The organism is Bradyrhizobium sp. ARR65, from assembly GCF_000472385.1.
Classification (GTDB): domain Bacteria; phylum Pseudomonadota; class Alphaproteobacteria; order Rhizobiales; family Xanthobacteraceae; genus Bradyrhizobium.
The window spans coordinates 1-20,288 of the sequence record NZ_AWZU01000080.1; the positions used below are offsets into that span (position 1 = coordinate 1).

Here is a 20,288-nt window from a genome sequence, read left to right on the forward strand (position 1 = left end):
CCCAGCGCTCGCACAGCACCTCATCGGAGAGGTCATAGGTGTGCTTGAGGATGGCAAGTCCCGCCATCAGCCGCGTCGGCAGCGGCGGCCGGCCCGGCTTGTCCTCGTAGACCGCGCCGAACCGCTCCTCCAGGAACGACCAGTCGATCGTCCGCGCCAGCTTCACCAGCGCATGGTCCATGTCGATGATCGCGTCCAGCCGCGAGCGCAGAAGATCGGCCTGTCCGCTGTCCCGTCGTTCCTTCGGTCGCATCGTCCCCTCCGATGCGACCAAAGGAATCACGACCCGCGATTCGAGGGAATCGCAAAAATGAAATTGCAAGATTTCGGGCCTTCAAACCCAAAAAGCTTGCAATCTCAAACCTCGCTCCGCTCCCAAAATCGACTCCCGCTCAACGGCTTGGGAGGTACTTCACTGTCGACAAATTCGATCATGGGCTCCGGCTCAGCCATCCGCTCGGAGCCGCCGGGCGCTTCCGCTAACGATATCAGCCTATCTTAGTCCGATCTCCGAGCCTTCGAGAAGCCAGTGGCAAGTCGGGCAATGGCCGTGTGTTCCTAGCGAACATGTCAGTCTGCAGTGACGCGGAGCTCGTTCGCTAAGCCATTTACGTCGAAGCGATGCTGTCTTTCGGCAAAATTCTTCGGGAAAATCCCGAACTCCAAGCCGCGATTCTAGCTGCAGAGCGATCTGCGCTTCCGGCACACGATTCACCTGCTAAATCCACCGATATGGCATTGTGACAGCTCGGGCTCGGCCGAGCTCTAGCGGAAGTTGGGCAAAGATCCTCTGAGGGGTACGAGCGCCATTTAGGGGGAGCAGCTTGCCCGTTTTCGTCTACCCTGAAGCAGAATGTTTGCGGCCTATCGAAACTTCGCAGTGCGGCCACGAGCTGACATTCGGCGCAGTTCGGTTTGGCATCACATCTGGGCGGAGCATCAGCGCTTTGTCACCGTTTCCGCCAGCGGTGCCGAGATCTCCTCCTGTTCCAGGCCCTGTTCGATATGAGGCTCTTCCAAGTACCATGGAATGTTGATCACAACGATGTGCGATCCGCCGTATCGCAGCAGCGCCGCGCGAAGACGGCGAGCGCGTTGGCCGTGCAACAGGTATTGCCACCAGTGCTCTTTTACGATCTCCGGAATCAGCACCGCAATTGCGCGGCCGCGATTGTCCTTTTCGACCTGTGCCAGGAACTGCAGCAGGGGTCCCGCAATTCGTCTGTAGTGCGCCTCTAGGAGAACAAGTGGTGGTGGGCGATGCCCAGCAATCCTCGCCGGCTGCTCGACGTGTTCGGACCAACGCTGACGCAAAAGGCGGCGCTGCTCGCGAACGTCAGGGCCGCCCAATTTCATTAAATGCACCGCAATTACATCTGGCGAGAGTCGCAGTGCGAACTGTAAGGCTCGGTCAGTCAAACGGTTCCATGTTTCGGTCACGACCAGCACGATAGGCGGGTGTGCATCCCGCAGATCAAGACGTGCCTCAGTGCGCATCTGAGCATCCAACTCGACGTAGTATCTCTTGACGGTTCTCAGCAGGAAGAGAACGCAAGGGATCACCAGTAAAGTGATCCATGCGCCCTCGACGAACTTGGCAACGAGGATGATTGCCAGCGCAATCCCGGTGGTGGCCATGCCGATGGCATTGATGGCAAGGCTTGCGCGGTGCTGGCGTTGTTCCCGCTCGGTCCTTGCGCGCTGCAGTTCGCCGCGCCAGTGAACCACCATGCCGAGCTGCGACATGGTAAAGGTGAGAAAGGCGCCAATTGCGAACAGCGGGATGAGCCGATCGGTGATGCCGCCGAACGCAATCAGCAGAAGGCCCGCCGCGCCGGCGAGATAGAGAATGCCGACCGAAAAAACGAGCCGGCGCCCGACGGCAGCAAAGGGTCGTGGCAGGAAATCATCGCTGGCAACGAGCCGGCAAACCCGCGGGAAATCGACAAAGCTGGTGTTGGCGGACAGACAGAGAATGCAGAGCACGCTGGCGATGGCGACGTAGTAGAAGGGCCCGCGTCCGATCACCGCGCCGGCGAGTTGGGACAGGATGCTCTGATAGCCATCCTGGGTCTGATCCATGGCCGTGACACCGTAGCTCCGTACCAGGTAGGTAATGCCACCGAGCAGCAGGCCGAGGATGACGCAGATGGCCCCGAGCGTCCGGTGGGCGCGAGTTACGACCGGCTCGCGAAAGGCACTCACGCCGTTGCTGACTGCCTCGACCCCGGTCATTGCGGTGCATCCGGCGGCGAAGGACCGAAGAAGCAACCAGATGCTGATTACCTCGGTTGGACGTGGTGAGCTGGGCGGTGGGACCACCGGCGGAGGCTCACCACCCGCCATGATGGTCTTGTAGACGCCGATCGCGAGGATAAGGGCAAGGCTCGCAACGAAGAGATAGGTGGGCAACGCCCAGGCGCGTCCCGCATCCATGGTGCCGCGTAGGTTCATGATCGTCACGAGCACCAGAATCGCAAGGCACAGCGCGAGCGTATAGGGATGGAGGGCCGGGATGGCGGAGGTAAGGGCGCCAACTCCCGCGGAGATGCCGACCGCCACGTTGAGCACGTAATCAATCATCAGGGCGGAGGCCGCAAGGAGGCTGGCATTAGTGCCGAGATTTGCCTTGGACACCGTATAGGCACCGCCGTTGCTGGGATAGGCGCGGATGGTCTGGCGATACGACACGTAAAGGATCACCAGCAGCGCGAGTATCGGCAGCATGACTATGTGGATCGAGGCCGTGCCGGCCGCGCCAAGCGGTATAAGCACCGTCATCGCCGCCTCGGGGCCATATGAAGCGGAGCCGAGCCCGTCCAATCCCATCGCGGGCACGCCCTCGAAGGCGCCGATCTTGCGTTCGACGTATTCCTCGTTCGCCAGTCGGCGGCCGAGTATGAGCTTCAGCAACGACATTCTCGACCCTTGAGCCAGCACACGCAAAACATCCAAGGAAGTCTACGTGTTCCTAACGTTGTGCAGGACGAGGAGCGCCATAGGTGAAATGAGGTCGCATTCCCAAGAGTGGCGTTTCAATGGACCTCTTCCAGGGCGATCAGATCGTCATTGCGCTCCTTAGCTCAGTGACAAAGGCGACGTCGTCCAGGCTAACGGCTTCGGCGGTCCTGGCTGAAGCGCAGGAGTAGACCGGGTAACCCGGGCGACCGTAGAGGCCCGACAGGAACGTTTCGCTGCGGGAAGAGCCTAGTTGGCTGGAGGTTCAGACGACGAGGCGACACTCGGTTCTATGAGTGCCCAAACGAAACCTGCCACTTGGCCCACGATCGGGCTTAGGGTCGTTACGGGTGCTAGCTGAGCATGACTGCTCTGGGATCGGCACCTACGCAAGTGCTGGTGCGCAGTTTGGCTCACTCTCCTTTGGACGACCGAGTTACCTCCGATGATGTTCGCGGTCGTATACCTTTCCGAGCTTGGGCAGGTCAGCGGCAAGGTTTTGTTTCAAGTTATTAGGGAAAAATGTCCCGGCCGGCTTCTCTCGCCGACTCTGCCCCGCGTGCTGATCAGGAATGACGACCTCGGCGGGCAAGGTGGCGGCCGCTCTCCGATTTTCATTCCGCTGCCGCTTCCGCTCATCGTGATCGGCATCGCCGCGGCGATTCTCAGGCCAGTAGATCTAGGACTCCCAGGAACTCATCCGCCATGTTCCGCGGCCTGACCTGGTCGTGTTCGCCTGTATGGGCTCTGCCCTGCTCGCAGAGCCGCATCCGTGGGACATTCTGCGTGGCACTTCGTGGCGACAATCCAGTTCTCATGCGACTTTTCTGTCCATTCGCGTCGCGATCATCGGCACGAGCCTGTCGGCGCATCTCTACACGCGGCGATCCAACCTCGAGGTCAAGGCGGCAGAGCTAGTACCTGGGAGCGGTCGCCAGCATCATTCGGACCAAGACTTCGTCTTCAGACGAGGATCGCGGCTGAGATTGCTCATGACCCACGCGTAAGCGCTCTACGAACCAACGCGACCAACGAAGCCATCGTATAAGGCTTCGCCAGCCAGCCCAGAGGAGCAAAGCGTTCGGCGCGCGCGCGTGTGTCCTCGTCGTCATGGGCAGTCGCGAATATGCAGCGCACGCCGAGCTCGCGAAACAGCTCTCCGGCCGCATCCACTCCGTCGCGCCGACCAGCCAAACGGATATCCATGACCGCAAGGCGTGGCCTTTCCTCTCTTGCGATAGCGACTGCTTCTTCAGCCGTGCTTGCGATTCCAATCACGTGAAAGCCGGCGTCGGTTAGAGCGGTCTCGCTCTGCATGCCGATGAGAAAATCGTCCTCCACGATGAGTACGCCCACCTGTTTACCGGATTGCTTGGCAGTGTCCTGCTGTTGCTGAAGCGAGGAATCGGGGTCGGAGGGTTTGGCCGGGAGCGCCAAGCGCGGCGCGTAAATCAGTGGCGATTGCAACATCAGTTAGTCTTTCCAAAACGAAGACTCGCTCGCGACGGCGTTCTCGACACTTCGAAGCTGCCGTGAAGCTGGCGTGCAAGGCCGAGCACGAGTCGCAATCCAGAGGATCTCTGACGCACGGCTTCGAGCTCGAAGCCGGGACCGCCGTCTTCGACATAAAGCTCGAATTCGCCATCATGTCTGTTGAGGCCGACCCGCACCATGCGCTTCGATGCATCTTTGCCGCCGTGCTTGGCCGCATTCGTCACGAGCTCGTTAAGAATCAATGCGAGCGGCATGGCCACGTCATTGGAGAGAACGCCACTGGCCGCCTCGCACACGATCGGGATGTCCTGCGGCAAGGTCTGGCGGACGGTCTCTGTCACCGCGCGCATAAATTCATCCGCAGCAAAGCGGCTGGCGTCGCTCTTGCCATAGAGCACCCGTTGCGCGGCCGCCATGGCCGCGATGCGACCGCTTGCCTCGCTGAGAACACGGCAGGCTTCCTCGCTCTTGGCATGCCTCGCGGCGCTGAACAACAGCGACTGCAGCACCTGCATATTGTTTTTGGTCCGGTGGTTGAGCTCGTTGAGCAGCAGCCGCTGCTGCGTCTCGGCCTGCTTGCGCTCGCTAATGTCGACGAGCATGTTGATGGCGCCGACGATCTTGCCGGAGGCATCGCGCAGCGGCGTCGGGAAGGGGATGAATGGCACCCGCGTGCCATCTGGCCTTTCCGCAACCGCTTCGGCGCCTCGCACGGCCCGTCCCTCCTTCAAGGCGATCGCCATCGGACACTGGTCGTGGGGCAGGGGCGTGCCATCCGGATTGTACAGTTTCCAGGTCACGCACCATTCATCGCTGTGAAGCGTCGGCGTGCGGCCGGCGAGCTCGACGGCTGCCTCATTGAAATAGGTGATCCTGCCGTCCGCATCGGTCGTGTAGATGGCCGCAGGAATCGCTGCGAGCAGCTCCTGCAGCCGGCGCTCGCTTTCCTGAAGCCTTACCTCGGCGAGCTTGCGCTCGGTGATGTCTCGCGCAATCTTCGAGGCGCCGATGATCCGGCCTTCGCGGTCGCGAATCGGCGAGATCGTCAGCGAGATGTCGATCAGTCTGCCGTCTTTACGACGCCGCACCGTCTCAAAATGATCGACCCGCTCGCCGCGTCTGATCCGCGCCAGAATGCCGGCCTCCTCGTCGGGGCGGTCGTCCGGGATCAGCATGGTGATCCCCCGGCCGATCGCCTCTTCCGGCCGATAGCCGAAGAGTTGTTCGGCGCCGGCATTCCAGGTCTGGATGATCCCGTCCAGGTTCTTGCTGACGATCGCATCGTGAGAGGACTCGACAATCGCGGCGAGCTGACGCGCATCGCGCTCGGCGAGCTTGCGGGCTTGCTCACCTTCCAGCTGCGACAGGCTGAAGCCGAGAAGCCGCGCGAGCGTCAGCGCCACGTCTATCTCGGGCTCGGTGAAGCGGTGTGGCGCATCATGATAGGCCATGAACTTCCCGGCGAGCCGGCCATCCTTCACGATCGGGATGAAGGCAACCGCCGCGATCTTTTCGCGCCCGATCGTCTGCTTCAGTTCATTCGGCAGGTCGGAGGCTGCGACTTCCTCCATATAGACCGGCTGCGGGTTGGGGGCGTCCTTAGCCCAGGGCGAGTGGCCCTCCACGGCCCTGCGGTATTCCTCGGAGAGGCCGCGCGAGGCCACGAAACGCATGACGCCTGTCGCATCGAATAGGAGAATCGAAGCCCGTGCGCAGCCAAGCGCGTGCGTGATCGCATCGAGGGCTGCGTGATGGATCTGTTGGACGGACTTGCAATGCTGGAGGCGTTCCGAGAATGCAAACAGCGCGGCCTGTTCTTCCATACGTCGCGACAAGGCTTGTTCCGCACGCTTGCGATCGGTGATGTCGTACTGGAGCCGCACGGCGTAGAGGAAGCTACCGGCAGCATCGCGGACGCTTGACGAGGTGACCGAAGCCCAGATGTATCCGCCGTCCTTGCGATAGATGCGCTTCTCGATCGTGTAGCGGTCGATCTCGCCGGCAAGCTGGCGCTCGAACTGCGCGCGGTCCTCGGGCACGTCTTCTGGCAGGGTCTCCTGGAAAATGGTTCTGCCGAGGAGTTCATCGGCTGAATAGCCGGTCAGCTGGCTGAGCTGCCGGTTTACCCGCAGCATGCGGCCGTTCCGGTCGACCTCCACAATCCCGGCTCCGATATGCTCGTAGGTTGCGGCCAGACGTGCGTCTCTCGCGCGAACCCAATCATCATGCGCTGCATCGGGAGCTTCCAGCCGCCCGCCCGTCGTGCTTTCATGGAAACAATTGATCGCCCCAACCACCTGACCGTCCGCATCGCGGACGGCGGCAATGTAGATGACGACCCAGATGTGAGATCCATCCGGCCGTTCCATCTTGCCCTCGGCGCCACGGATCGCGATTCCCGAGCGAAGCACTTCCGCCATTGGCGTCTGTTCGCGCGTGATGGGGCGGCCGTCAAAATAGAACTTGTGTGAACCGCAAAAGCGCTCACTGTCATCGCCGATCCGTGGGACCCGCCCCCACAGTTCGGCCGCGCGGCCGTTGAACCAGAGAATGCGGCCGGCGGCATCGCAAGCGTAGATCGCGATTGGCAGCTGATCGAGAAACGCCGGCGAGGGGTTTTGGCACGCAAGTTCGCCAATAGTTTCGACGCCCAGCTGCGCCGACACCTTCTGAATGTTCACGCCTCTACCCTCCCACGAAGGCATGATGCGCGCCAAGAGTAGCCGCCGATACGGAGTTGCCCAAGCGGCCCCTCGGTTTGCTGCCCACGCAAACGATTTTTAATGCTGGAAGCGCCGGAAAGTTCCTGGACACGAGGATTCGGGCGCTCCTCGCGCGGCCCCACACCTGGCGGCACCGGAGCCCGCCCATAAAGCTTCCTGTCACAAGGAAGGATGAGATTGGCATGTTTTTGATAGCAGCGCCCCTGAAACAGGAGCGGAGCGACACGCCGAGCAACCAGAGCGGCGATGCCCTCTGTGAAGCCTAGCTTTCCTCTTTTTAGGCCGACACGAGCTAGAGAATGGCGAAAGTTCAGACTCGGACTGTTTAAACCCCTGGAACGACGGCCAGTGCCTCAGAGTTGTGCCATCTCAACCAGGAATGGGAGGAGAGCAAATGGATTGGAATCGCGTGGAAGGCAATTGGAAAGAGATGAAGGGCAAGGTCAAGGAGAAGTGGGGCAAGTTGACAGACGATGATCTTACCGTGATCAATGGGAACCGCGATCAACTCGAAGGTGCACTCCAAAGACGCTACGGCTATGCGAAAGATCAAGCCCGGCAGGACGTCGATACCTGGTTTTCGACGTTACACTGAGAGATAGACGCCGGCCGCGGCTATGCGGCGGGCGCCCATCATCTAGTCCCGTGATCTCCTGAGCCCGCACCGGCTCCCGAGTGTATCCGTGTCCGCACCGCCAGATCGCCCAGTGAGATCGCTCTTCGGTGCGCATGCGGTTTCCGCTAGTTCGCTCGCTTTGGGCCAATACTAAGGTTCCTGGCTTTTCAACGTATATCCAACCGCCTAAGAGCTGAGCCCGTTGCGGCGCTCAGCGGCTGCCGCGGGCGAAGGATTGGATAAGATCTCGTGGGTTTGGGTTGGTATTGGGAAAAGCGGTAGTGCTCCAACGACTCGAACCCCGACACCGCAAGAAGAGCCTATTCGTGTCGAAAGGCTGCGAACTCAGAGATTCTTGTCTAGTTCAAGCGATCAGGGCCTCACAACGAACATGGCCGCTGCGGGGCGCATAAAACATAGAGCTAAAGCCCAATATAAAGCGCGTCCGCCTGTCGCATCATAAAGACGAACTGCTGCAGCTTTCCTCCGCCGATCCTTCATCGGCATTGGGGGCCCCCGGTGCCGTCACCCAGGCCAATTCGACTAGCGTCACCGTTCGCCGACCAGCACCGTCAAGCTGGCAAACGATGAGGCCTTGTTCCTCGATGTAGGTCAGCAGATGCCGCGCGCGGCGAAGCGAGTGTGTGCCATAGGCGCGTGCAATCGCGGCATCGCTCGGGCAGGGCCGACCCTCTTTCGCCGCGCGGGCGATCATCATGAAGACACCCTGCATATCGTCAGGCAGGATGGTGGCGCGGAGCGAGACATCCTGCCACGCATCATCCTCTGCGATATCGGTGGCGAGCCCAGCGCGGGCGCGTGTCAGCATGCGGCGGAAATCACCCAGGTCCGGCACGGCCGAACCGAGGCCCTCGATCCGGCAGCGGACCACGAACTCCTGATAGAGGACGCCGATGGCACGGAATCCTGTGTCCGGTTCCGCGAGGATCGCGGACAGGATGCGGTCTAGTCTCTTTCGCCGCTCCGCCAGTTCCTCAGCGCTGAGTGGTTGCTCGACCGCTTCGGGAGGGATCTCCATTGCTGCTGATTTCGCCGCCATGAGCTGGTCGAGGAGGTTTGGTGACGGCCGGCGCTGGGGCCGGATACTCTCGGGTGGTGGATCTGCCAAGATAACGGCGCGAGCGTCCTCCAGTGTCGCTTCAGGCAGCGGCATAAGTCGCGGGGGCGCATTACGCGGCCGGGTCTCTGTTGGACCGATGCGAAGCCCCAGAGGACGGCGGGAGAGGGCAGGGCCCAGCGCCATGAATTGTCCTCGCTCCAGGTCCCGGAAGGCATCTGCCTGTCGGCGCTCCATGCCCAGAAGGTCTGCGGCGCGCGCCATGTCGATATCCAGGAAGGTTCGGCCCATGAGGAAGTTCGAAGCCTCGGCGGCAACATTTTTGGCGAGCTTCGCCAGTCGTTGGGTTGCGATTATCCCCGCAAGCCCGCGCTTGCGGCCCCGGCACATCAGGTTCGTCATTGCCCCGAGCGAAAGTTTGCGCGCCTCGTCCGAAACCTCCCCGGCGACCGCCGGCGCGAAGAGCTGCGCCTCATCCACCACCACCAGCATCGGGTACCAGTGGTCGCGGGCGACCTCGAAAAGCCCGCCGAGGAAGGCTGCGGCGCGCCGCATTTGGTTCTCGGCGTCAAGCCCCTCGAGATTGAGGACGGTCGAGACGCGATGAATGCGCGCTCGCTCGCCGGCGACCTGCAGGCCCCGCTCGGAATGGTCCTCAGCGTCGATCACGAGGTGGCCGAAACGGTCGGCCAGCGTTACGAAATCCCCTTCGGGGTCGATGATCGTCTGCTGCACCCATGGGGCACTCTGTTCCAGCAGCCGGCGCAACAGATGGGATTTCCCAGAGCCCGAATTGCCCTGCACCAGCAGCCGGGTCGCAAGCAGTTCCTCGAGGTCGAGAGCCGCCAAGCCGCCTGCTGTCGTCTGTCCCATCTCAATCGCAACGGTCATGTCTCGACTCAAGATTTCCTGATAGCGGGGGCGGGTTATCAATCTGAGCGCCCGACGTCGAGCGCCTCATGCTCGAGTTCTGGGGGCAGCTGGTGAGGCTCAGGTTCAGGCGATCGAGCGCGGGGCGGGGCGATCCGAGCTTTCGCGGATTCTGATCCTGCCCCGAACCGACGAGGGCTGGGACGACGGCGTTTGGCCGATCTATGGAGCGGCGCTGCGCAATAATCTGCCGGTCACCCTTCAGGTCGAAGGCACCAACGGTCATCCGTCTACCGGTCGAGATTGGCCCTCTGGCCGTGGCCAACTTAGCCCCGCTGCCTCGAATCGGCGGATTGGCAGGCGGACCGTCGAAGGCGCGGCCCCGACCGTGGCGCGCTCTGGTCGATCGGACGTAAATTTAGGAGCTTGAGTGCGCTATCCTTTCGGGTCAATCGGGACTACTTTGTTTGTTGCACGTTTGCAATGTAGTGCCAGATCACTCAAGATTTCTCCCGGGTCGAAAGGCTGCTCCCATCGCGAGACGTCAACAAAGCGATCTGGGATGGGGTCCGCATTGCAAGCGACGGCAAACGCGAATGGTATCCGTTGGCGAACCAGCTCGTCTGCAATTGCATAGGCCAAGCTGTCATGCAGATTGGTATCAATCAGGGCAACGTCGAAGCCGTCATCATCGACCAGGCGCATCGCTTCAGAGATAGTTGCGATTGGGCCAATAACTTCGGCATCATTTTCTCGTAAAACTGTCCCCAGTTCGTTCGCAATGAAATGCTGTTCCTCGACGAGGAGGACTCGGCACCCAGTGAGGAGTTGATTGCGAGCTTTTGGCATGATCGGCTTCTCGCTAACGACCTTTACAGCAGAGTGGATTGTCATCCACATCGAGTCAAAGATGTCCCGGCGATCAGCATCATTCCGCGGTGACGAATACGACCAAGGACAGCCACTTCATCAATTGTCAATTACACGCCGTCGTTCCGCAGTTGCCGCTTCTGGTGTAATCGGTACCGTGCATCACTGGTACGTAAGATCAGCAGGACGCCGTCCACCTATTCGCTTTTCCCCTTACCCGGATTCTTGAACCTCAGGACAGGCCAGGTGATCCGGCTGATCGAACGCCAGCGGGGGGAGCGAGGGCAGTGATCGGGAACTTGCCTCACTGGGGACGACTAGCGTCGATCTCCGTCTCCCGAAAGCTTGATGGTCGAGATCGGCCATTGGCCTTCGTGCCCCTCGATCGACACGCGCAGCCCGTGCAACTCATCGAGGAAAACCTTGCAGATGGTGCCGGCTTTGCCATCTGATAGGATCACGGCTTGGCCAAGGAGTTCGGACCGGGCTTCTTCGAACTGCCGAAGGATCGCCAAGGCGACTTCCTGGCCCGTTGAGGATGGGGTCATCTGGGCCACTCTCTCCTTTGCGCCCAAAACCGAACTTCCTTCCGTTCCGATTGCCTCCGCCCTCCGCTCGTATTGCTCCGCGAGGTTGCGAATGGCCTCGGCCGTTTCAAGGTTATTGATGTTTTCTGCAATGCGGCGGCATCGTTCCGCCTGCTGTAGCAGACGAGCTTTCTCGTCCATACGCGCGAAACGTGCCGAGCCCTCCGAAGTTCAGCGGGTTTGAAGGTTTCTTGTCATTGCAGCGCAGGGTTGAAGGGGTGCCCTGGTCGCCATTTCGGACAGGCCCTCGGCTTCAGCTCGCCGCGACGGCGGTGCTATTCGTCGCTCGAGCGATTGGCTCTGCCAGCCGGACACAACAAGGCGCCGCCGTCCGTCTCACCATGGGTGTCGGGCCGAATGTCGCTTCCGCTGGTCTAGGATTGACGCGGCATCGGCCGGATCGATCTGCTCCGTGAAACGGGCGTGGTAAGGCTGTATAAGCACATCCTGAGCCTCATCGGACGAGCTGAAGAGAGGGGGACACCACGAGCACCAGGTGGCCGAGGTCGACCGATCCAGGACGGTCGCAAAGCAAGCACAAATGAGTCGCTGAGCCTGAGACAACAAGAAGGTGCGTTCGCCTCCGGCTGAGTTAAACGCGCGTATCTGCCCCTTCACCCGGCGGATCTAGTTGCGGACGTAACCGCGCTCAGATCGCCCGAAACGTCGGCCGACGGCATCCATATTTGGAACGCTATCGCCGTTGAGGGCGCCACGATGCTGATGGTCGCCGGCAACAGCATGGGAACTAACAGGAAAAGGCCACTACGCCACTTCGCTCCTGGACTTCTACGGCCGGAGCCGGCGGGTGCGCGCCAACGGCCTCTCGGAGACTGTCAAGCTCGTCATGCTGCTCGGCCGGTACATGCCGGACAATCACCAGGGCTGCTACTACGCCAAGGCCCAAAATCTCGCGCGTGTCTTGCGCGCCGCCTAGGATGAGGCGCTCAACGGAGTCGACCCCCTGCTCATGCCAACGTTACCTTCGAAGGCTGCGCTACTGCCCGGACGCGAGCCGCGAGGACTACGTTGCTCGGGCACTCGAAATGACTTCCAACACCTGCCCGTTTTTACGTTATTGGCCATCCTGCCACGACGGTTCCGGCAGGGGTGTCGGCATGGCTTCCTGTCGGCATGATGCTGATCGGACGCCACTGGGAGGACGGCACCGTGTTGCGCGCGTTCAATTTGCCGATCGACAGCATGCTCGCGGCCGTGACGTTGTCGCACTTTGGCAACGACATTACGCCGAGCGAGAGTGTGCGCGGCAGCCTCAGGTCGTGGCGGTCCGCCCGGGGAGGCACTTCGATTGAATAGTAAGACGAGTGATGCGGCGTTTGGACAGTGTGGCTGTCGGATCACGTCGCTTGCGGTGAAGCAAGTTTGAGCGTTGAATTTTGGGAGGCGAGTTTGGCTTGACGCTGGCGCAATTCTTGCAGTTACCAAGCCGCCTCCTGGCCGGCTGATTCGTCAAAGAGGAGTCACCATCATGTGTGCAGGCGATGATCAAACGTGCCCGCAATTCGAGCTGCATCGACAGAAACTTCTTGAGGACCTCGACCAAGAGCGGCGCGCATTGCTTAAGAGCGCGTTCGTCGCGGGCGGTGGCGTGGCCGCGTGGGCTGCGAGCGGCACGCTGGCCACCCCGGCATCGGCGCAGACCAGGCTCGGCCAGCCGACCTACCACTACTTGCCGGCCAACTCGGACACGGTGCATTGGGGTTATTTCAGCAAGCTATTAAAGCCTCAGCTCGAAGTGGATTCGGGCGATTACATCACCATTGAGGCCGTGACTCACCACGCCGGCGACGACGTCGAACGTATGGTCAAAGGAGATCCGGGTATTGAGAGCATTTATCTTTGGACCAAGGATAAGAAGGGCGTCAATCGCCGTGGCGCCGGTCCGATCGACGGCAAGCAGCTCGGGCGCGGCGCAGGCGAAGGCTTCGGCGTGCATATCTTGACCGGTCCGGTTTTTGTTCGCGGCGCCGAGCCGGGCGATATCATTGAAGTCCGCATCATGGATGTAAAGCCCCGGCCTTGCGCTAATCCGGCTTACCCGGGCAAGTCATTCGGCAGCAACGCGGCGGCTTGGTGGGGCTTTCATTACAATGATCTGCTCACCGACCCGAAGCCGCGCGAGGTGTGCACGATCTACGAAATCGACACCAGCGGGCAGCAAAACTGGGCGCACGCCGTCTATAACTTCCGCTGGGTGCCTCAGACCGATCCGTATGGTGTCGTGCACAAGATCATCGACTATCCTGGCGTGCCGGTCGATCATTCGATTGTGCAAGAGAACCATAACGTCCTCAAAAACGTCCGCATCCCGATTCGACCGCATTTCGGAGTCATGGGCGTGGCGCCAAAAGAAGCCGACATCGTCGATTCTATTCCGCCGAGCTATTTCGGCGGCAACATCGATAATTGGCGTATCGGCAAGGGCGCGACCCTGTACTATCCGGTCGCAGTAACAGGCGGCCTATTCTCAGTCGGGGACTCGCACGCTGCGCAAGGCGATTCTGAATTGTGCGGCACCGCCATCGAAATGTCGCTAACCGGGACCTTCCAGCTTATTCTGCACAAGCAGAATTCACTGAGCGGTTCGCTCGCCGGGCTCAGTTACCCGCTGCTTGAGACGCAAGACGAATGGGTTCTGCACGGATTCAGTTTCCCCAATTATCTCGCGGAGCTCGGCCCTACGGCGCAGCAGGACATCTACAAGAAATCCTCGATCGATCTCGCGCTAAGGGATGCGTTTCGCAAAATGCGTAGCTTCCTGATGACCACCAAGGGATTGACCGAGGACGAGGCGATTTCGCTCATGTCCATCGGAGTCGACTTCGGCGTGACGCAGGTGGTCGATGGCAATTGGGGCATCCACGCGATCATCAAGAAGAACCTGTTTGCTGGTATAGCGACGGCTTAAAAGTCTAGGACCATGAAGCGACGGGCAGCCAGCGCTGCCGCCGAATTACAGAGCTTGGATAGGCGCCTATCGCGCGGTAGGCATCGACAGCTGGCACCACACTCGGCCATGGCTGTATCGCCATGCCTGCAAAATATTGCCACCGCCCAGGCCCGACAAGGGTCGTAAGCAATGGTCGAGCCCATAAGGGCGTCTTTCCGGTTAATGCCTGATGGCCGACGTGCCAGCGGTCATTGCATTGCTCAGCTCTGCGCCAGATCCCCAGATCCGGACTATGCCATCCTGCCGTTCGCCTGCGCATCGCACTTCTGAATGTGTGGCAGGCTGTTATGCCTCCGTTTTGGAGACGTCGAAAAGAACTCGATGAGTTGGGCGTCCGAACGCTAAGAAACAGCCGCTCGGCAAACTCGACGACAAGGCGGCCCGAAAGGCCGCACTGGATTACGAGAGAGCGGAGAAGCAGCGACAAGCAGAGCGCCGGAAGGAAGAGGCTGCCAGGGCGAAGGAGCGGACCCAACGCGAGAAAGCGACCGCCGAGGCGCAAGCACTCGAAAGGGCCCAGCGGGAGCATGAGGCAAGGCAAGCGCTGTCGAAGGTGAGCGTGCGGCAGTCGAAAAGGCGAGCACAAGCCGAGCAGGCCCGTTGGGAGAAGCAGACGGAGAAACTGGAGGCCGCTCTGCGCCGGGCGCGGGAATAGCAGCGGCCAGCAGGATGCCGTGCGGTGTTGTCGAAAAGTGAGGCTGCAGTGCATGCAAATCTCGGATTTTCGTGTGGGGACATCGCGCTGCACGAGCGTCCGGCCTTTGCACCGGCTCGTTTGTCGCCATTGATCGTTCGCTGGAGGCGCCCTTCGTTAAGAGACGATCTTCCGCGTCTTAAAGCTGACGGCCGCCCTGGGCCGCTGCCCCAGATCTCCTCTTGATGATATTGGTTATCGTGCTATATATCTAACCAACATAATCCAAATTGGATGCTCAAGCCAATGGCCGCGGCTGAACGTGCCATCGAACTGTCCGGCGTCGGAACTGTCGCTGGGACCCCCGAACAAGTGCGGAGCCGACTTGGCCGGATGCACGTGGAAAAGGTCATCGCTTTGACATTGGAGCACGGCAACGAAGCGGCCGTTCGGGCCCTCGCGGACACCATTGCCAATCTTGCTCCGTTGGTCTCAAGCATTCTTGAGCGTCGGCAGGATGAGGCGTTCCGCTCGATCATCGAGGCTCTCGTGCCGGATGTTCCGCTTCCTCAGCACAAGCTGGTCGAAGCCCGTATGACGGCCGAAGCACGCAAGGCCGTGCTTGAGAGCGGCGATTGGCTGACCGCGGCACAGATCGCCGAGATGGCAGGATTCAGCGCCAGCAACCCCAGCGCCCAGCCAAACAAATGGAAGAAGGACGGGCAGATCTTCGCGGTGCGCCATCGCGGCGTGGATTATTTTCCTGGATACGCCTTGGATCCTTCGATCAATTATCGGCCGGTCAAGGGTCTGGCGAAAGTGCTAGCCACGTTTCGTGGACGGAAGGACGACTGGGGCCTTGCTTATTGGTTTGCCTCGAGCAACAGCTTCCTCGCCGGGAAGCGACCGCAGGATTTGCTGATATCCGAGCCCGGACGTGTAGTCGCCGCGGCAGGTGACGAGGTGGCCGGCGTGTTCCATGGCTAAGAAGCCTAGGGCTAGCCGCGCAGCGGCACGGCCATCGGGTGTGCCGGCGCCGCCAGCCGATCTCGCCAAGTTACTGAACATGATGGCCTGGCCGAAGGGGCAAATCATCCATCGTATCCACCTGAAAACCTACGGAACCAGCGAGTTCAACCCAGGCCTGAAGGGGAACGCACGGTTCAGCCCGATCAAGGCTTCAGACGGTTCAAGCATCCCAACGCTCTATGGCGGCACGACGTTTGATTGCGCAGCCATGGAAACCGTCTTTCACGACGTGCCGTTCACTGCGGGATTGAAGACGTTAGACAAGCAGAAGCTGGCCGATCAAGTTTATTCGCAGGTGATGCCGAAGCGAAATCTCAGTCTGGCGGATCTCACTACGACGGCACTGAGAAAGCTCGGCGTGAAGCGCAACGAACTCATTGACACCGAGAAGAACGAATATCCGAGCACCCGAAAATGGGCCGAAGCTATCCACGCGGAGTACCCTCGCGCTGAGGGGCTCTGTTGGGTGTCGCGGCAGGACGATCGCGCCCTGGCCGTCATGCTCTTCGGAGATCGTGTTTCAACGACGGATCTCTCGCCAACTGGCGACCCACGCCATGTGCTGGCAGATGTCCCCGTCTACGCGGACCTTCTGGCCCTAGCCGATCGGATCGGTGTTGATATTGTTGAGGGCAAGTAAGACGCGAGCCTCCAGGTTGGGATAAGGCGACTGCCGTGATCGATCTGGTGAGGGATCGCGCAAGCTTGTTTGACGTCTCGCAACCAGAAGCGCACATTACGAGCGGTTCGGCGGAATGTGATCTCAACACGATAATCCGGATAGCCGAAGTTTGGGCCTTCCGGCTCATCGTGTTGAAAAATGCCTCAACGGACCAATTCGATCTCGCTCAGCCGCCCTTCCTTAAGGATGAGGTCCGATAGCCGAGCCAACAGCCCTCGAAGCTGAGCATTCTCCTCAACAAGTTGAGCGTTCTCTTCAAGAAGGGAGTGAACGTCGTCTGTGTGTTCGTCAGCGCAAGGCGCTGGTTCCTCCTCACGCAGGGCATCCTCCAGCAGTGAAAGAGTGTCCCGGGTAGGTTCGTCAATCCACGGAGAGCGTTTATCGAGACCGCATGGTTTGTTGCCGGGCAGATGGTCCATTCCCATAATGCAATACTCCAATTCAAATAGCCGAACTCGCCCCAGTCACCCTACCCAGGTTCCAGACTGAATTGAGTCGGTAGGCAGATTTGAGTCCAAAATTGGAAATGCACGGACTCGTGCCGCAATGACGCCGCCATAGTGCCGAAAATTCTCGGCGTGATTTCAGCAGGGGATTATTTCCACTGCATCGTCCTGGAATTCGCGCCGGATCGAAGTAGAACCATCTCGCCTGCCAGGCCTCCGATCGTCAGCGCCTGGGCACCGCGTTCGCCCCGCTCACCGTCTTCGCAATGAAGTCCTCAACATCACTAAGGAAACGCGCTTCAAGGCCTTGCATACGGTGTGGGTGATGGCCGCAGTGTTTGTATTGGACAATTTCAAGATGGGGGTTGGTCGCCAGCAGACTGACGGCGTGTTCATCCCAGAAAGCTGCTCCGAACCGTTCTTCGCCTCGAATGAGCTTTGCTGGGCAAAAAAACGGTCGCTCAGTTGAGATCGATGACAGCGTCTCCTTCAAGCTGTCATTACGAAGACAACGAGGGTCAACGCGCTGTATTGCGGAAGCCTGGCTGAGCAAATGCCGAGCCGATATGTGATCCCGAGCCACACCTCCCAAGCGGTCAGGTCCGTTGGAGAGAAACTCAACATAGGTTGCAAACGGCGGAGGCTCCTGCTGCCATTTCGTCAGCCGCAATAGTAGGAGTGAGAACAACTTCGAGAATATTGACCTGGCCCATTCCTCCGGACGCCCCAAGAACCACGGCGGGTCCTCGAGAAACACCGCACGGACGTTCGGACTGATTTGGCTGAGCACACCGGCCACGCATGCTCCTAACGAATGCCCGACGAGTATGGCTGGACGCCCTATGGCGGCCAGTGCAATCTCAGCATCGGAAACATAACCTTCGAGATTGTAATCCGGCGCGCGATCAGAGTGGCCGTGACCACGAAAATCGAGCGTCCAAACGCAGTATCGATCCATCAACCGTTGCTTGGTCTCGTCCCACGTATCGCGACTTGCGCTTGCTCCATGCAAAAGCAGGATAGGCACTGCATCCATCGGGCCATCAACCGATGCAGCGAGCCGTACATTGCCGTTCGCCAGAGTAAGGTCAGTCATGCTTTACGCCATGCAAGGCCAGCGGCAGATTCCAACAGGACAGTGCGACTTTCGAAATTGGGTTCCAAGAACTGCTGTAGCATTCGTATCGGTACCAAAATCGTTCAATTGCGTGCCATTTCTGCAACATCGCCAAGAAAACACCTGCTCAATTGTTGAGCTCAGGAGCCGATTTGTTGCGCATGTAAGGAGCGTCGAGTTAGTTCTAGTGTGACATCGGCGCTGTCGGCTCGCCATTAACACGCCATACCCGTACTCATGCTCTGTCCGCGCCTCGCTGCGCACTCATTCTGGAGCTTTGCCGAATCCCGCAAAGTGCATGACATTGTGACCTTCAACGCACAGGCCGGAGCAGCATGACGATCCTCTGCCGCGTTCTAATGATCTATCCGAAGTTCGTTCCGAACTCGTTTTGGAACTATACCGAAGCCTGCGAGCTCGTCGGCGCGAAGTATCCGGCGGCGCCACTCGGCCTGATCACCGTCGCCGCCATGTTGCCGAAGCATTGGGACATCCGTCTCGTCAACCGTAACACCGAGCCTTTGACGGATGCGGACCTCGAGTGGGCCGATCTCGTAATGATCGGCGGCATGCTCAACCAGCAGCCTGATGCCCTCTACCTGATCGATCTCGCCCACCTTCACGGCAAGCCAGTATGCGTTGGTGGGCCTGACGTCTCCTCCAGCCCGCATCTCTACGCGGATGCGGACTTCCAGGTGATCGGCGAGGCCGAGCAAATCATCGAGCAGTTCATCGCCGCCTGGCAACGCGGCGAACGCAAGGGCGTGTTCATCGCCGACAAATTCAATGTCGACGTCACGCTGAGCCCAATGCCCCGCTACGATCTGATCAAGTTCGATCACTATCTCTTCATTGGCGTGCAATACTCGCGTGGTTGCCCGTTCACCTGCGAGTTCTGCGATATTATCGAGCTGTATGGTCGCGTGCCGCGTACCAAGAGCAATGATCAGATTCTCGCGGAGCTGCAAGCGCTCTACGATCACGGTTATCGCGGACATGTCGATTTCGTCGATGACAATTTCATCGGCAACAAGAAAAACCTCCGCGGCCTACTGCCGCGGCTGAAAGCCTGGCAGGAAGAGCGCGACTATCCATTCGAGTTCTCGACCGAAGCCTCGATAAACGTCGCGGACGACAGCGAGCTGTTGCAGGCAATGAAGGACGCGAACTTCTTCGCGATTTTCGTCGGCATCGAGAGCCCGGATCCAGAGACGCTCGCGCAGATGAAGAAAAAGCAGAACACCAGGCGCAACATCGCCGAGTGCATCCATAAGATTTACAGCTACGGCATGTTCGTCACCGCGGGCTTCATTGTCGGGTTCGACACCGAGAAAGTCTCGATGGGACAGGCGATGATCGACTTCATCGAGGAGGCGAGTATTCCAGTCTGCATGATTGGACTACTCTATGCGCTGCCTGGCACACAGCTGACGCGGCGGCTAGCCAAAGAAGGCCGCCTGCACAAAGGCCATGACCTCATGGACGTCGAGCAGGCGGGCGACCAATGCACGCTCGGTTGCAATTTCGAGACCAAGCGTCCGCTTCGTGACGTCCTTGCCGATTATAAGGCAGTGCTTGGCCACGTGTTCAGTGCGACGGCATATGCAGGGCGGCTGTCACGGCTCGCCCTCATGCTCGACCGGTCCGACCGGCGCCGCGAGCTGCCGGATGGCGACGTGCGCAAGAGGCTTGCCGGCGTCGACAGCATGCACAAGATCATGCGGAGGCTGCCGGAGGTTCGCGAGCCGTTCTGGAAGACCTTCGTCGAGGTCGCCAAGACCAATCCAGGAGCGCTACGTTACATCGTGATGATGATGGCGCTGTACATGCACTTCGGGCCCTTCTCGAAGCGAGTGATCAGTGAGATTGACCGCCGCATCGCCGAGCTGGACGGTATGCCCCCGGTGAGACTTTCAATTACCCATAACTTTGACCACTCGGGCTGATCCGCTGATCGGCGAAATGTTGAATCGAAAGAATCACTTGTGATTCCTTGCTGAGCACCTGATTCGCGAGGGGGTGCTCTATGGGGCTGACATTAAGGGATCGATCGGCAAGAGGCCGTTTGCGGTCCTTGGAAGGTGAATGTTGGATTGATCGAGAGAGTAGTGGATGCGAGTTTAGGGACGCGCGGCTCGGCGACAGATTCCGCAAACTGCTCAGGCAGATTGGAAGCGCCATGGGACAAAGCATCCCGCTCGTTTGCCAGGATT

At 59.8% G+C, this 20,288-nt stretch carries 17 protein-coding genes and 2 pseudogenes; 9 read left to right on the forward strand and 10 right to left on the reverse strand.

The genetic code is table 11. The features are described 5' to 3' along the window. Positions 1 to 253 (reverse strand): transposase (locus tag F758_RS45885; RefSeq protein WP_035724967.1); only part of this gene is annotated, 253 nt, incomplete at its 3' end. Between the two features lie 686 nt (positions 254 to 939). Continuing rightward, positions 940 to 2,955, reverse strand: a complete 2,016-nt coding sequence (locus tag F758_RS0140620) for an APC family permease (protein WP_245286747.1) — start codon at positions 2,953 to 2,955, stop codon at positions 940 to 942. Positions 2,956 to 3,403: 448 nt separating this feature from the next. Here F758_RS0140620 and F758_RS46955 point away from each other — a divergent pair, with 448 nt between their 5' ends. Further along, positions 3,404 to 3,679, forward strand: a complete 276-nt coding sequence (locus F758_RS46955; protein WP_024513166.1) for a hypothetical protein — start codon at positions 3,404 to 3,406, stop codon at positions 3,677 to 3,679. A gap of 269 nt (positions 3,680 to 3,948) precedes the next feature. On the opposite strand, the gene F758_RS45895 is transcribed toward F758_RS46955, so the two are convergent. The 4 genes and pseudogenes from F758_RS45895 to F758_RS53665 all read right to left on the reverse strand — a co-directional run. After that, positions 3,949 to 4,395 carry a response regulator gene (locus F758_RS45895; protein WP_245286748.1) on the reverse strand — a complete coding sequence of 149 codons (447 nt, stop codon included), beginning with the start codon at positions 4,393 to 4,395 and terminating at the stop codon, positions 3,949 to 3,951. 32 nt (positions 4,396 to 4,427) lie between these two features. Further along, positions 4,428 to 5,006 carry a sensor histidine kinase gene (locus F758_RS53655; protein ID WP_502689226.1) on the reverse strand — a complete coding sequence of 193 codons (579 nt, stop codon included), beginning with the start codon at positions 5,004 to 5,006 and terminating at the stop codon, positions 4,428 to 4,430. After that, positions 5,004 to 5,780 (reverse strand): annotated as a pseudogene (locus tag F758_RS53660) (PAS domain-containing protein); the annotation flags it as partial. The pseudogene F758_RS53660 and the gene F758_RS53655, both read right to left, overlap by 3 nt. 48 nt (positions 5,781 to 5,828) lie before the next feature. Next, positions 5,829 to 7,157 (reverse strand): annotated as a pseudogene (locus tag F758_RS53665) (PAS domain S-box protein); the annotation flags it as partial. Between the two features lie 412 nt (positions 7,158 to 7,569). Between F758_RS53665 and F758_RS0140650 the strand changes: the two are divergent. Further along, on the forward strand, positions 7,570 to 7,770 hold the full coding sequence (locus F758_RS0140650) for a CsbD family protein (protein WP_024513170.1): 201 nt from the start codon (positions 7,570 to 7,572) through the stop codon (positions 7,768 to 7,770). 478 nt (positions 7,771 to 8,248) lie between these two features. On the opposite strand, the gene F758_RS0140655 is transcribed toward F758_RS0140650, so the two are convergent. The 3 genes from F758_RS0140655 to F758_RS0140670 form a co-directional block, all read right to left on the reverse strand. Further along, on the reverse strand, positions 8,249 to 9,760 hold the full coding sequence (locus tag F758_RS0140655; RefSeq protein ID WP_024513171.1) for a helicase HerA domain-containing protein: 1,512 nt from the start codon (positions 9,758 to 9,760) through the stop codon (positions 8,249 to 8,251). A gap of 414 nt (positions 9,761 to 10,174) precedes the next feature. After that, on the reverse strand, positions 10,175 to 10,639 hold the full coding sequence (locus tag F758_RS45900) for a response regulator (protein WP_051387193.1): 465 nt from the start codon (positions 10,637 to 10,639) through the stop codon (positions 10,175 to 10,177). A gap of 287 nt (positions 10,640 to 10,926) precedes the next feature. Continuing rightward, entirely contained in the window at positions 10,927 to 11,157 is a 231-nt protein-coding gene (locus F758_RS0140670; RefSeq protein WP_024513172.1) for a hypothetical protein, read from the reverse strand. Between the two features lie 847 nt (positions 11,158 to 12,004). Here F758_RS0140670 and F758_RS52940 point away from each other — a divergent pair. From F758_RS52940 to F758_RS0140695, 5 genes are all read left to right on the forward strand, one after another. Further along, a complete protein-coding gene (locus F758_RS52940) occupies positions 12,005 to 12,133 on the forward strand; it encodes a hypothetical protein (RefSeq protein ID WP_283805912.1) in 129 nt (42 codons plus the stop codon). Between the two features lie 197 nt (positions 12,134 to 12,330). Beyond that, positions 12,331 to 12,513 (forward strand): hypothetical protein, encoded by a 183-nt coding sequence (locus tag F758_RS51330; RefSeq protein WP_198026698.1) that lies wholly within the window; start codon positions 12,331 to 12,333, stop codon positions 12,511 to 12,513. A 172-nt stretch (positions 12,514 to 12,685) separates the two neighbouring features. Then, a complete protein-coding gene (locus F758_RS0140685; RefSeq protein ID WP_024513174.1) occupies positions 12,686 to 14,125 on the forward strand; it encodes an acetamidase/formamidase family protein in 1,440 nt (479 codons plus the stop codon). A 982-nt stretch (positions 14,126 to 15,107) separates the two neighbouring features. After that, the gene (locus F758_RS0140690; protein WP_024513175.1) at positions 15,108 to 15,788 is read left to right on the forward strand and encodes a hypothetical protein; all 681 of its coding nucleotides are present in this window, start codon (positions 15,108 to 15,110) and stop codon (positions 15,786 to 15,788) included. After that, positions 15,781 to 16,470 carry an RES family NAD+ phosphorylase gene (locus F758_RS0140695; protein ID WP_024513176.1) on the forward strand — a complete coding sequence of 230 codons (690 nt, stop codon included), beginning with the start codon at positions 15,781 to 15,783 and terminating at the stop codon, positions 16,468 to 16,470. Before F758_RS0140690 ends, F758_RS0140695 begins: the two co-directional genes overlap by 8 nt. 711 nt (positions 16,471 to 17,181) lie before the next feature. On the opposite strand, the gene F758_RS46965 is transcribed toward F758_RS0140695, so the two are convergent. Beyond that, a complete protein-coding gene (locus tag F758_RS46965) occupies positions 17,182 to 18,054 on the reverse strand; it encodes an alpha/beta fold hydrolase (RefSeq protein WP_024513178.1) in 873 nt (290 codons plus the stop codon). A gap of 356 nt (positions 18,055 to 18,410) precedes the next feature. On the opposite strand from F758_RS46965, the gene F758_RS0140710 reads away from it, so the two are divergent. Then, positions 18,411 to 20,021 carry a B12-binding domain-containing radical SAM protein gene (locus tag F758_RS0140710; protein ID WP_024513179.1) on the forward strand — a complete coding sequence of 537 codons (1,611 nt, stop codon included), beginning with the start codon at positions 18,411 to 18,413 and terminating at the stop codon, positions 20,019 to 20,021. Between the two features lie 80 nt (positions 20,022 to 20,101). Further along, a partial coding sequence (locus F758_RS48935; RefSeq protein WP_245286749.1) for a transposase DNA-binding-containing protein occupies positions 20,102 to 20,288 on the forward strand: 187 nt, incomplete at its 3' end.

Bases quoted from the DNA above. Each gene is read 5' to 3' on its own strand.
- F758_RS46955 (WP_024513166.1), top strand. From the start codon at position 3,404: ATGATGTTCGCGGTCGTATACCTTTCCGAGCTTGGGCAGGTCAGCGGC.
- F758_RS0140650 (WP_024513170.1), top strand. From the start codon at position 7,570: ATGGATTGGAATCGCGTGGAAGGCAATTGGAAAGAGATGAAGGGCAAG.
- F758_RS0140655 (WP_024513171.1), bottom strand. From the start codon at position 9,760: ATGACCGTTGCGATTGAGATGGGACAGACGACAGCAGGCGGCTTGGCG.
- F758_RS45900 (WP_051387193.1), bottom strand. From the start codon at position 10,639: ATGTGGATGACAATCCACTCTGCTGTAAAGGTCGTTAGCGAGAAGCCG.
- F758_RS0140670 (WP_024513172.1), bottom strand. From the start codon at position 11,157: ATGACCCCATCCTCAACGGGCCAGGAAGTCGCCTTGGCGATCCTTCGG.
- F758_RS51330 (WP_198026698.1), top strand. From the start codon at position 12,331: ATGATGCTGATCGGACGCCACTGGGAGGACGGCACCGTGTTGCGCGCG.
- F758_RS0140685 (WP_024513174.1), top strand. From the start codon at position 12,686: ATGTGTGCAGGCGATGATCAAACGTGCCCGCAATTCGAGCTGCATCGA.
- F758_RS0140690 (WP_024513175.1), top strand. From the start codon at position 15,108: ATGGCCGCGGCTGAACGTGCCATCGAACTGTCCGGCGTCGGAACTGTC.
- F758_RS0140695 (WP_024513176.1), top strand. From the start codon at position 15,781: ATGGCTAAGAAGCCTAGGGCTAGCCGCGCAGCGGCACGGCCATCGGGT.
- F758_RS46965 (WP_024513178.1), bottom strand. From the start codon at position 18,054: ATGACTGACCTTACTCTGGCGAACGGCAATGTACGGCTCGCTGCATCG.
- F758_RS0140710 (WP_024513179.1), top strand. From the start codon at position 18,411: ATGACGATCCTCTGCCGCGTTCTAATGATCTATCCGAAGTTCGTTCCG.